General features: G+C 65.0%; 10 protein-coding genes. 3 read left to right on the top strand and 7 right to left on the bottom strand.

Annotated features, from left to right (window positions below; all coding sequences use genetic code 11):
- Positions 1-16 precede the first annotated feature (16 nt).
- Both xylB and RAC97_RS01060 read left to right on the top strand, forming a co-directional pair.
- Positions 17-1,492 (top strand): xylulokinase, encoded by a 1,476-nt coding sequence (gene xylB / locus RAC97_RS01065; RefSeq protein WP_375099642.1) that lies wholly within the window; start codon positions 17-19, stop codon positions 1,490-1,492.
- A gap of 41 nt (positions 1,493-1,533) precedes the next feature.
- A complete protein-coding gene (locus RAC97_RS01060; RefSeq protein WP_375099643.1) occupies positions 1,534-2,466 on the top strand; it encodes a carbohydrate kinase in 933 nt (310 codons plus the stop codon).
- 159 nt (positions 2,467-2,625) lie between these two features.
- On the opposite strand, the gene RAC97_RS01055 is transcribed toward RAC97_RS01060, so the two are convergent.
- From RAC97_RS01055 to tkt, 7 genes are all read right to left on the bottom strand, one after another.
- Complete coding sequence (locus tag RAC97_RS01055; protein ID WP_375099644.1) at positions 2,626-4,743, bottom strand: putative bifunctional diguanylate cyclase/phosphodiesterase; 2,118 nt, start codon at positions 4,741-4,743, stop codon at positions 2,626-2,628.
- 209 nt (positions 4,744-4,952) lie between these two features.
- Complete coding sequence (gene fba / locus RAC97_RS01050; RefSeq protein ID WP_375099645.1) at positions 4,953-6,017, bottom strand: class II fructose-bisphosphate aldolase; 1,065 nt, start codon at positions 6,015-6,017, stop codon at positions 4,953-4,955.
- A 97-nt stretch (positions 6,018-6,114) separates the two neighbouring features.
- Complete coding sequence (locus tag RAC97_RS01045; RefSeq protein ID WP_375099646.1) at positions 6,115-6,444, bottom strand: MliC family protein; 330 nt, start codon at positions 6,442-6,444, stop codon at positions 6,115-6,117.
- A gap of 115 nt (positions 6,445-6,559) precedes the next feature.
- Positions 6,560-6,814, bottom strand: coding sequence for a hypothetical protein (locus RAC97_RS01040; protein ID WP_375099740.1), 255 nt, complete (start codon positions 6,812-6,814; stop codon positions 6,560-6,562).
- A complete protein-coding gene (locus RAC97_RS01035; protein ID WP_375099647.1) occupies positions 6,814-7,977 on the bottom strand; it encodes a phosphoglycerate kinase in 1,164 nt (387 codons plus the stop codon). The genes RAC97_RS01040 and RAC97_RS01035 overlap by 1 nt, the downstream gene beginning before the upstream one ends.
- Positions 7,978-7,989: 12 nt before the next feature.
- A complete protein-coding gene (gene epd, locus RAC97_RS01030) occupies positions 7,990-9,048 on the bottom strand; it encodes an erythrose-4-phosphate dehydrogenase (protein WP_375099648.1) in 1,059 nt (352 codons plus the stop codon).
- A 151-nt stretch (positions 9,049-9,199) separates the two neighbouring features.
- A complete protein-coding gene (tkt, locus tag RAC97_RS01025; protein ID WP_375099649.1) occupies positions 9,200-11,197 on the bottom strand; it encodes a transketolase in 1,998 nt (665 codons plus the stop codon).
- Positions 11,198-11,378: 181 nt separating this feature from the next.
- Here tkt and RAC97_RS01020 point away from each other — a divergent pair, with 181 nt between their 5' ends.
- On the top strand, positions 11,379-12,374 hold the full coding sequence (locus tag RAC97_RS01020; protein WP_375099650.1) for an ArsR/SmtB family transcription factor: 996 nt from the start codon (positions 11,379-11,381) through the stop codon (positions 12,372-12,374).
- The last annotated feature ends 15 nt before the right edge of the window (positions 12,375-12,389 follow it).

Below are 12,389 nucleotides of genomic sequence, written 5' to 3'. Positions count from 1 at the left end.
CGCGGAGCGCGCGCCCATGCACGAACTGTTCATCGGCATCGACTGCGGCACCCAAGGCACCAAGGCCCTGGTGCTGGACGCCGCCAGCGGCCAGGTGCTGGGCCTGGGCAGCGCCGCGCATGCACCGCCCCAGGGCAACGACGGGCGCCGCGAGCAAGACCCCGCCGACTGGCTCGCGGCCCTGCGCACGGCGGTGACCAACGCCCTGCACGCAGCCGGTGTGGAAGGCACGCACATCCGCGGGCTGGCGGTGTCCGGCCAGCAGCATGGCCTGGTGCTGCTCGACGCCCGGGGCCAGGTATTGCGTCCAGCCAAGCTGTGGTGCGACACCGAGACCACGCCGGAGAACCTCGAGCTGCTGGAGGCCCTGGGTGGCGTGCAAGGTTCGCTGGACCGCCTTGGGCTGGTGATTGCGCCGGGCTACACCGTTTCCAAGCTGCTCTGGAGCAAGCGGCATTTCCCCGATTTGTTCGCCCGCACCGCGCATATCCTGCTGCCTCACGACTACCTCAACTACTGGCTGACCGGCCGCGTCTGCACCGAGCCCGGCGACGCCTCGGGCACCGGCTACTACGATGTGCGCCGCAACGCCTGGGCGCCGGACGTACTGCAACTGATCGAGCCCGGCGAACGCCTGCCTGCGGCACTGCCGGACCTGCTGCAACCCGGCGAGTGCATCGGCCCGCTGCGCGAGCAGGCCGCATCGCAACTGGGTCTTTCAGCCCAAACGCGGGTGGCCACTGGGGGTGGCGACAACATGCTGGCAGCCATCGGCACCGGCAATATCCGCCCCGGCGCCATCACCCTCAGCCTGGGTACCTCCGGCACCTTGGCCGCTCATGCCGAGCATGCCCTGGTCAGCCCGCTGGGCGAAGTGGCAACGTTCTGCGCCTCGAGCGGTGGCTGGCTGCCGCTGATCTGCACGATGAACCTGACCAGCGCCTGTGCCTTGGTGCAAGACCTGCTGCAACTTGGGCTGGAAGATTTCACCCGGCTGGCCGGGCAAGCGCCGATCGGCGCCGAGGGCCTGCTGATGCTGCCCTTCTTCAATGGCGAGCGCGTGCCCGCCTTGCCCAATGCCAGCGCCAGCCTGCATGGCATGACCAGCAACAATCTGACCCGCGCCAACCTCTGTCGCGCGGTCCTCGAAGGCACCTGCTTCGCCCTGCGCCATGGCCTCGACCTGCTGCGCGCCAGCGGCCTGCAAGGCGAGGAAATCCGCCTGGTCGGTGGTGCGGCGAAAAGCCCGCTGTGGCGCGAGGTACTCGCCGATCTGCTTGGCCTGCCACTGGTCTGCCCACGACAGACCGAAGCTGGCGCCCTTGGCGCAGCGATCCAGGCAGCCTGGAGCGTGGGCGGGCACAATCTGGAGACCTTGTGCCAACGTTGCGTCAGCCTCGACGAGTCGACCCGTACCCTGCCCCGCCCAGCCCAGCGAGCGGCCTATGAAACAGCCTATCAGCGCTACTTGGCACAGTTGCCCGCGCGCTGAGCCAAGGTATCCTTGCCCATTCTTTCCCGTCGGAGAACTTCATGTACCTGGTGTGTGGCGAAGCCCTGTTCGATGTCTTCAGCCAAGAAACCAGCCCCCGCGCTGGCGAGCTCGGCTTCACCGCCATCGCTGGTGGCTCGCCGTTCAACGTGGCGGTGGGCTTGCGTCGGCTCCAGGTGGCCTCGGCGCTGTTTGGCGGCCTGTCCAGCGACTACCTCGGTGCGCGCCTGCGCCGGGTGCTTGAGGACGAGCAGGTGGACTGCGCCTGGCTGGTGACCAGCGATGCGCCGACCACCCTGGCGATGGTCGGCCTGGACGCCAACGGTTCCGCGCAATACCAGTTCCGCGGCGAAGGCTGCGCCGACCGGCAGGTGCGCCAGGAGCACCTGCCGCTGCTGGATGAACGGGTGCGCGGCGTCCATGTGGGTTCCTACACCCTGGTGGTCACGCCGGTGGCCGATACCTTGCTGGCCCTGGTGCAACGCGAAAGCGGGCAGCGGCTGATCAGCCTGGACCCGAACGTGCGGCTCAACCCGCAGCCAGATGTGCAGCGGTGGCGGCACCAGGTCGAAGCGTTTGCCCAGCACGCCCACCTGATCAAGGCCAGCGAGGAAGACCTGGCCCTGCTCTACCCAGGGCGTGACCCGCAGGACGTTGCGCGTGGCTGGCTGAACGAGCGCTGCCGCCTGGTGTTCGTCACCCATGGCGGCGAAGGTGCCAGCGCGCACTGCGTCCATGGGTCATGGGCGCGGCCTGCCGATAGCTCATTGGCGGTGAAGGATACGGTAGGGGCTGGCGATACCTTCCAGGCGGCGGTACTGGCCTACCTTGCGCGGCTTGGCGCGGATAGCCCGGCGGGGCTGGCGGGGCTTGGGCGCGAGGCCATCGACGAGATGCTGGCGTTCGCCATTCGTGCGGCGGCTATTACCTGTTCACGCAAGGGGCCGCAGTTGCCGTTTGCTCACGAGCTGTAGATACCGCGTGGCCTGGCCGGGGCTTTACCCCGGTTCGCGGGTAAACCCGCTCCTACAGGTATTGCGCTGTGCTTGAGAGCGGTGCAGGGCCTGTGGGAGCGGGTTTACCCGCGAAGAAGGCACCGCAGTGGATGCTGTGGAATGCGCCGATGAGTACCCTTACCCCGGCCACGGGTACATCGTCGGGAATTGCCCGGCATCGCTGGCAGTCATCGGCCGCGCGACCAGGAAGCCCTGCACGTAGGCGCAACCATTGTCCTTGAGCCACTTCGCCTGGGCCTCGGTCTCCACCCCTTCGGCGATCACCGTGATGCCATAGTCCGCACACAACGCGATGACACTGCTTGCCAGTGCGGTATCGGCCTGCGAATCCGGTAGCCGGGCCACCAGGTGGCGGTCGAGCTTGAGGGTGTCGATAGGCAGATCGCGCAGCATGCGCAACGAACAATCGCCCGCGCCGAAATCATCCAACGCTACGCGCACGCCCAGCTCGCGCAGCCTGCTGACCTGGCGGACCGCCGCGTCGATGTCGTACATCAGCGAGGTCTCGGCCACCTCGACTTCCAGTTGCGACGGCTTCAGCCCCTGCTCCTGGATCACCCGCTGAAGCTCATCGACCAGGTTCGGCTGAGTGAACTGGGCACGGCTGAGGCTGATGCCCAGCACCAGGTCGTCGTCGAAGCAGGCGTACCAATCGCGGCGCTGCGCAGCGCCTTTGCAGTAGATCCAGCTGGCCAGGCGATGGATCAGCCGGGCCTCTTCCAGCAACGGAATGAACAGCCCCGGCGGCACGTCGCCGACACTCGGGTGCTGCCAGCGCAGCAGAGCCTCGAACCCGCGTAGGCGGCCATCGGCGAACGCCACCTGGGGCTGGTAGACCAGGGTGAAGTCCTTGTGCTCGATGGCCGTGCGCACGCCATCCTCGAGCATCAGCCGCGAGCGGGCCCGACCATTGAGTTCCTGGTCGTAGAACCGGTACTGGTGGCGCCCGGCGCGCTTGGCCGCGTACATCGCAGCGTCCGCCGCGCGCAGCAGGCCTTCGACATTCGAGCCACATTCCGGGTAGGTGGCGATGCCGATGCTCACCCCAAGGCTGACTTCGAGACCGTCCTGCTGCGGGTAGCTGGCCATTCGCTCGAGCAGGCGCTCGGCGTAGCGCCCGGCCAGTTCCGGATAGGCCAGGCCATCGAACAGCACGGTGAACTCATCGCCGCCCATGCGTGCCAGCAGGGGGTGGCTGGACAGGCACTCCTTCAACTGGTCGGCGACCCAGCGCAGCACCTGGTCACCGGCCTCATGGCCAAGGTAGTCGTTGATCCGCTTGAAGCCGTCGAGGTCCATGTACATCAGGGCCTGGAACTTGTCGCTGCGCTCGTTGCGCACCAACTGGCTCTCGGCCGCCTGGTAGAAACCGCGACGGTTGAGCAGGCCGGTGAGCGGGTCGGTGACGGCCTGTTGCTCCAATTGCTGGTGCAGGCTGCGCACCACCGACATGTCCAGCACCGTCACCACCATCGCCTGCTGCTCCACCGGCAAGGGCGCGCAGGACAACGCCACCGGTACCAGTTGGCCCGAGGCCTTGCGTAGCTGGGCATCGTGCACGCGGAAGATCTGCCTGCCAAGGTAGGCCTGGTAGAAGTCCGACTCGCGCCACAGGCTGCTGCTGGTCAGTTGGATAAGCTCCAGCACGTGGGCACCCTTGAGGTTATCCACAGGTGCTTCGAGCAGGCGCGAGATCGCCGGGTTGGCAAACCCGATGGTGCCGTCCTCGTCGACCACCAGGATACCTTCGGCAGCGTTCTCCAGGATCGAAGCATTGAACGCCCGCGCCGACTCCAACTCGTGAGTCAGACGCTGAAGCATGCGGCGGTTGCGTTGCTGGTCGAGCAGCGCCTGCACCTTGGGCTTGAGGATCTGAGGGTCGAAGGGTTTGAACAGGTAGTCCACCGCGCCGCTGGCATAGCCTTTGAGCACGGCAGCCTGGGACTGCTCGTTGGCAGTCAGGAAGATGATCGGTGTAAGCCGCGTACGTTGGCTTCCCCGCATCAGGCGGGCGACTTCGAAGCCATCCATCTCGGGCATCTGCACGTCGAGCAGGACCAAGTCCACCTCGTGTTCCAACAAGGTGCCTAGCGCTTCCATGCCTGAGCTTGCCGTCAGTACCTGCCAATCCTGGCGAGCCAGCAGCGCACGCATGCTGACCAGGTTTTCCTGGTAATCGTCGACGACCAGCAACACGGAATTGTTGTCCCGCCCCGGTTGTTGAGCTCCATCCATGCCGCTTCTCTATAAATGACTGACTGCCACGTGCGAATTGGATCCAGGTGAAAACTCTAGACGCCGCTGCGCCAGACGCAATGCAATCAGAACGCTATCATCGAATAAACATCAAGGTAGTCGACTAACGGTCATCTTGCTGCGTATTTGCCTACGCACAGCCATAAAAAAACCCGCATCGCTGCGGGTTTTTTATTTCCAGCTTGGAATCAGTTGACCTTGGCGGTCAGCTCACCCTTGGCGTAGCGCTGGAACATGCCTTCCAGGGAGATCGGCTTGATCTTCGAGGCGTTGCCGGCGGTGCCGAAGGCTTCGTAGCGGGCGATGCACACGTCGCGCATGGCCTTGACGGTCTCGGCGAAGAACTTGCGTGGGTCGAACTCGCTCGGGTGCTGGGCCATGTAGCGGCGGATGGCACCGGTGGACGCCAGACGCAGGTCAGTGTCGATGTTGACCTTGCGCACGCCGTGCTTGATGCCTTCGACGATTTCTTCGACCGGCACGCCGTAGGTTTCTTTGATCTGGCCGCCGTACTCGTTGATGATCGCCAGCCAGTCCTGCGGTACCGAGGAAGAACCGTGCATCACCAAGTGAGTGTTGGGGATACGCTTGTGGATTTCCTTGATGCGGTCGATCGCCAGGATGTCGCCGGTAGGCGGCTTGGTGAACTTGTAGGCGCCGTGGCTGGTGCCGATGGCGATGGCCAGGGCATCGACCTGGGTCTTCTTGACGAAGTCGGCGGCTTCTTCCGGGTCGGTCAGCATCTGGCTGTGGTCCAGGATGCCTTCGGCGCCGACGCCGTCTTCCTCACCAGCCTGGCCGGTTTCCAGGCTGCCCAGGCAACCCAGCTCACCTTCTACCGACACACCGCAGGCGTGGGCGAATGCCACGGTCTGCTGGGTGACGCGCACGTTGTAGTCGTAGTCCGACGGGGTCTTGCCGTCTTCTTTCAGCGAGCCGTCCATCATCACCGAGCTGAAGCCCAGCTGGATCGAGCGCTGGCACACGTCAGGGCTGGTGCCGTGGTCCTGGTGCATGCACACCGGGATGTGCGGGAACTCTTCGATCGCCGCGAGGATCAGGTGGCGCAGGAACGGCGCACCGGCGTATTTGCGGGCACCGGCGGAGGCCTGGACGATGACCGGAGAGTCGGTCTTGTCGGCCGCCTCCATGATGGCGCGCATCTGCTCGAGGTTGTTGACATTGAAAGCCGGAACGCCGTAGCCGAATTCGGCAGCGTGGTCCAGCATCTGGCGCATGCTAATGAGTGCCATTGTGTATCTCTCTCCCGACAAGCGTCGTTATTTCGTGCAAGCCTGCCGCAGGGGCGGTTGCTGTTCAAGTAGTGTGGGCCATGTGCGGCCCGGCCAGTCACGGTGCCTTGCAGCCCCGCCCAATCAAGTCGTTGGTCGCCACCCAGTACACCAGGCCTTCCTCGCCCTTGTTGTGGAAGGCCAGCACGCCATCACTGTACAGCGCACCCGAGGCGCCCGGCTCGGGCTTGAGCCGGTAGACCTGGTCGCCGCCGCCCAGGCGTACATCGACCGCATCCTGCTGGGCGTCGGCGTAGCGCCACAGCACTTCGGCCTGGCTGTCGCAGACCCAGCGGGTCCAGTTGTCCGTGGCGGCGGGCGCCGACGGTTGCAGCAGCGAGCAGCCTGCCAGTGTCGCCAGGGCCACGAGGGCCAGAAGCGCTTTCATTCAGTATCCTCGCTTCAACGTCGCTGTGAAGCCTTCGCCGCACCGCCGCGAAGGGGCGCGCAGCGGCCCCAATGTCCAAGACCTCAGAACCCCAGTTAGGTTGCCTGCCACCCGATCAAGGGCAACCCGGCGCCTTGCGCTGGTGTTCGTCGTCGTACTTTTCCAGGCCATCCGGGCCCAGGCGCTTGTTGATTACCGGTACCGTCTCTTCCTGCCACTGCGACTGGTAGCAGCCGCCCTTTGGCGTTGCGGGTGCTTCTTCGGTCCGTGGGGCCTGGCTGCTGGAGCAAGCGCCCAGCAGCAAGGCCACGATCATCACAGGCAATTGCTTGACCATCCGGTCGCTCCCTTTGCCAGGCGCCTCGCTTATCAGGCCTTGGCCCGCTCTTCCAGGATTGCCACGGCGGGCAGGACCTTGCCTTCGACGAATTCGAGGAACGCGCCGCCACCGGTAGAAATGTAGGAGATATCCTTGCCGACGCCATATTTGTCGATGGCCGCCAGGGTGTCACCGCCACCGGCGATGGAGAACGCCGCGCTGTCGGCGATGGCCTTGGCCAGCACCCGGGTGCCGTTGCCGAACTGGTCGAATTCGAACACGCCGACCGGGCCGTTCCACAGGATGGTCTTCGACGACTTCAGCAGTTCGGCGAAGTTGGCTGCGGTTTGCGGGCCGATGTCCAGGATCATGTCGTCGGCCGCCACGTCGGCGATGGCCTTGACGGTGGCTTCGGCGCTCTCGGCGAACTCCTTGGCAACTACCACGTCCACCGGCAGCGGCACGCTGACCTTGGCGGCGATGGCCTTGGCGGTCTCGACCAGGTCAGGCTCATACAGCGACTTGCCGACCGGGTGACCGGCAGCCGCCAGGAAGGTGTTGGCGATGCCGCCACCGACGATCAACTGGTCGCAGACCGCGCTCAGGCTGTTCAGCACGTCCAGCTTGGTCGACACCTTGGAGCCGGCGACGATGGCCGCCATCGGCTTGGCCGGGGCCTTCAGGGCCTTGCCCAGGGCATCCAGCTCGGCGGCCAGCAGCGGACCCGCAGCGGCGACCTTGGCGAACTTGGCCACGCCATGGGTGGAACCCTCGGCGCGGTGGGCGGTACCGAAGGCGTCCATGACGAATACGTCGCACAGGGCGGCGTATTGCTGCGCAAGCTCGTCGGCGTTCTTCTTCTCGCCCTTGTTGAAGCGTACGTTTTCGAACAGCACCACCTCACCGGCCTTGACTTCGACGCCGTCCAGGTAGTCGGCGACCAGCGGCACCTCGCGGCCCAAGGCCTTGCTCAGGTAGTCGGCGACCGGCTTGAGGCTGTTCTCGGCAGAGAATTCGCCCTCGGTCGGGCGGCCCAGGTGCGAGCAGACCATCAGCGCCGCACCCTTTTCCAGGGCCAGCTTGATGGTCGGCAGCGCTGCCAGGATACGTGCGTCGCTGGCTACCACACCGTCCTTCACAGGGACGTTGAGGTCTTCGCGGATCAGTACGCGCTTACCTTGCAGGTCGAGGTCGGTCATCTTCAACACGGTCATGAATGCAGTCCTTCAGGGCTGTTTGCTGCGGGTTTGGTGGACGACGTGCAGATAATGTTCGGCAACGTCGAGCATACGGTTGGCGAACCCCCATTCGTTGTCGAACCAGGCCAGCAGGTTCACCAGGCGTGGGCCGGCGACGCGGGTCTGGCTGGCATCGACGATCGCCGAATGCGGGTCATGGTTGAAATCACAGCTGGCGTGGGGCAGCTCGGTGTAGGCCAAGAGGCCCTTCAGCGGGCCGTCCAGCGCGGCCTCGCGCAGCACCCGGTTGACCTCGGCGGCGTTTGTGTCGCGGGCGGTCTGCAAGGTGATGTCCAGGCACGAGACGTTGACGGTCGGCACACGTACCGCTTTGGCCTGGATTCGCCCGGCAAGTTCCGGAAGCAAACGTTCGATACCCCGGGCAAGCCCGGTGGACACCGGGATCACCGATTGGAACGCCGAGCGGGTGCGGCGCAGGTCTTCGTGGTGGTAGGCGTCGATCACCGGCTGGTCGTTCATCGCCGAGTGGATGGTGGTGATCTGCACGTACTCGATGCCGAACGCCTGGTCCAGCACGCGCAGCAGCGGCACGCCGCAGTTGGTGGTGCAGGAAGCGTTGGACACCAGCAGCTCTGCGCCGGTCAGGCAGCCTTGGTTGATGCCGTAGACCACGGTGGCGTCGACGTCCGCCTCGCTGGCCATCGGCTGCGAGAACAGCACCCGTGGCGCACCGGCATCCAGGAAACGCTGGCCATCGGCGCGGGTGTTGTAGGCGCCGGAGCACTCCAGTACCAGGTCGATGTCCAGGGAGGCCCAGTCGATGCCTTCGGGCGATTCCTGGCGCAGCACCTTCACGCAATCGCCATTGATGTGCAGACAGTCACCGTCGACCCGCACTTCGCCGGGGAAGCGGCCATGGGTGGAGTCGAAACGGGTTAGGTATTCCAGGCTGGCCTGGTCGGCCAGATCGTTCAGCGCAACGATCTCGAAACCGGCCCTTGCCCCTCGCTCGACCAGTGCGCGCAGGACACAACGACCAATGCGGCCGTAACCGTTGAGTGCAACTTTGTAAGGGCGCTGGGGCATTCGGGGGCTCACGGAACGGTTCGATCGTGTTCAGCCTGCGAGACTTGGGGTGTGGCATTCGCGGGCAAGCCCGCTCCTACAGGGACCACATCGTTCCTGTAGGAGCGGGCTTGCCCGCGAATAGGGCGACACCGCCCGCAGATCGGTTACATCAGTCTTCCAGCAGCTCTTCGGCGGTGCCCAGGATGTTCTCCAGGGTGAAGCCGAACTCCTCGAACAACGCGCCAGCCGGGGCGGACTCACCATAGGTGGTCATGCCGATAACACGACCTTCGAGGCCGACGTACTTGTACCAGAAGTCGGCATGGGCAGCTTCGATGGCGATGCGTGCCCCCACTTCCAGCGGCAGTACCGACTGCTTGTAGGCGGCATCCTGGGCATCGAACACGCTGGTGCTCGGCATCGACACCACGCGGACCTTGCGGCCCTGTTCGCTGAGCTTGTCGAACGCCTGCACCGCCAGGCCCACTTCGGAACCGGTGGCGATCAGGATCAGCTCAGGCTCGCCAGCGCAGTCTTTGAGCACGTAGCCGCCACGGGCGATATCGGCGATCTGCTGGGCGTTGCGGTCCTGGTGCTGCAGGTTCTGGCGCGAGAAGATCAGCGCCGAAGGGCCGTCCTTGCGCTCCAGCGCGGCCTTCCAGGAAACCGCCGACTCCACGGCATCGGCCGGACGCCAGGTGTCCAGGTTCGGGGTGCTGCGCAGGCTGGTCAGCTGCTCGATCGGCTGGTGGGTCGGGCCGTCTTCGCCCAGGCCGATGGAGTCGTGGGTGTAGACGTGGATCACGCGCTGCTTCATCAGCGCCGACATGCGCACCGCGTTGCGGGCGTATTCCATGAACATCAGGAAGGTCGCGCCGTAGGGCACCAGGCCACCGTGCAGGGCGACGCCGTTCATGATGGCGGTCATGCCGAACTCGCGCACACCGTAGAATACGTAGTTGCCGCTGGCGTCATTGGCATCGACGCCCTTGCAGCCTTTCCACAGGGTCAGGTTGGAGCCGGCGAGGTCCGCCGAGCCGCCGAGAAACTCGGGCAGCAGCGGGCCGAAGGCGTTCAGGGTGTTCTGGCTGGCCTTGCGGCTGGCGATGGTCTCGCCCTTGGCGGCCACTTCGTTGATGTAGGCCTGGGCCTTCTCGGCGAAGTCGGCTGGCAGCTCGCCTGCGGTGCGGCGCTTGAATTCGGCAGCCAGCTCAGGGAAGGCCTGGGCGTAGGCGTCGAAACGCTGGTTCCACTCGGCCTCGGCCTTGGCACCCGCTTCCTTTGCGTCCCACTCGGCGTAGATGTCGGCAGGAATTTCGAACGGGCCGTGGTTCCAGTTCAGTTCCTTGCGGGCCAGGGCGATTTCGTCGTTGCCCAGCGGTGCGCCGTGGCAGTCTTCCTTGCCCTGCTTGTTCGGCGAGCCGAAGCCGATGATGGTCTTGCAGCAGATCAGGGTCGGGCGGTCGCTCTTGCGCGCAGTCTCGATCGCCATCTTGATTTCGTCGGCGTCGTGGCCGTTGACGTTGCGGATCACCTGCCAGTTGTAGGCTTCGAAGCGCGCCGGGGTGTTGTCGGTGAACCAGCCGTGCACTTCACCGTCGATGGAAATACCGTTGTCGTCGTAGAACGCGACCAGCTTGTTCAGGCCCAGGGTGCCGGCCAGCGAGGCGACTTCGTGGGAGATGCCTTCCATCATGCAGCCATCGCCGAGGAACACATAGGTGTTGTGGTCGACGATGTTGTGGCCTTCACGGTTGAACTGGGCGGCCATGACCTTTTCGGCCAGGGCGAAGCCCACGGCGTTGGCGATGCCCTGGCCGAGCGGGCCGGTGGTGGTCTCGACGCCAGCGGTGTAACCGTACTCAGGGTGGCCGGGGGTGCGGCTGTGCAACTGGCGGAAGGCCTTGAGGTCGTCGATCGACAGGTCGTAGCCGGTCAGGTGCAGCAGCGAGTAGATCAGCATCGAGCCGTGGCCGTTGGACAGCACGAAGCGGTCACGATCGGCGAACTTCGGGTTGCTCGGGTTGTGCTTCAGGTAATCGCGCCAAAGCACCTCGGCGATATCCGCCATACCCATGGGGGCACCTGGGTGGCCGCTGTTGGCTTTTTGCACGGCATCCATGCTGAGGGCACGAATGGCGTTGGCACGCTCACGACGGCTGGGCATCGCTTATCTCCTGGGGCTTGAATAAGTAGTGAAACGAAAAAAGGCGGCCATTTTCGCCCACAGCGGGGGCCGGGGGCAAACATTTAAGCGCCGAGCGGCACCCTTACAGCTCATCGCCAATATCAAAACTTTTTGATATTGGCCTTGCGAGGGCAACGCTGCCTGACTAGACTGCCGCCCCATGACCCTGAACGCACAGTCCATTCCCCCTCAGAACAGCGACGAACTGGCTGCCTTGTGCAAAGCCAGCGGCGACTCGCTGCGCCTGAATGTGCTGCGCGCGTTGGCCAGCGACTCGTTCGGCGTACTGGAACTGGCGCAGATCTTCGATATCGGCCAGTCCGGCATGAGTCACCACCTCAAGGTGCTGGCCCAGGCAGACCTGGTGGCGACTCGCCGCGAAGGCAACGCGATCTTCTATCGCCGCGCCCTGCCCGACAGCCTGCGCCTGGGCGGTCGCCTGCACGCGGCGCTGCTCGAGGAAGTAGATGGCCTGGCCCTGCCGGGCGACGTGCAATCGCGCATCGCCCAGGTGCAGCAGCGCCGCGCCGCCACCAGCCAGGACTTCTTCCTGCGCGTTGAAGAACGCTTCCGCGCCCAGCAGGACCTGATCGCGGGCCTGCCACAGTACCGCGAAAGCCTGCTGGCGCTGCTCGACAACCTGAGCTTCGAACCCGACGCCAGCGCGCTGGAGGTCGGCCCCGGCGACGGCGGCTTCCTGCCGGACCTGGCGCGCCGTTTCGCCCAGGTCACGGCCCTGGACAACAGCCCGACCATGCTCGAGCTGGCCCGCCAGGTGTGCCAGCGCGAGGGCCTGGGTAATGTAAACCTGCAGTTGGCCGATGCACTGGGTGCAACGGATGTGGAAGCCGACTGCGTTGTGCTGAACATGGTGCTGCACCATTTCAGCGACCCGGCCTTGGCCCTGCGCCTGTTGGCCAAGCGCGTGAAGGCAGGCGGCAGCCTGCTGGTCACCGAGCTGTGCAGCCATGACCAGGGGTGGGCGCGGGAAGCCTGCGGCGACCTGTGGCTTGGCTTCGAGCAGGACGAACTGGCCCGTTGGGCCAATGCCGCAGGGCTGCTTTCCGGGGAAAGCCTCTATGTGGGCCTACGTAACGGTTTCCAGATTCAAGTCCGACATTTCCAGCGGACGGCTGGCAACACTCAACATCGGTAAATTTAGGAACCCGTC

Origin of the sequence: Pseudomonas sp. LS_2 (genome assembly GCF_042709235.1) — a bacterium.
In the GTDB taxonomy this organism is placed as follows: domain Bacteria; phylum Pseudomonadota; class Gammaproteobacteria; order Pseudomonadales; family Pseudomonadaceae; genus Aquipseudomonas.
The sequence above is the reverse complement of the archived record's forward strand: the minus strand, read 5'-3'. Positions and strand labels throughout refer to the sequence as shown.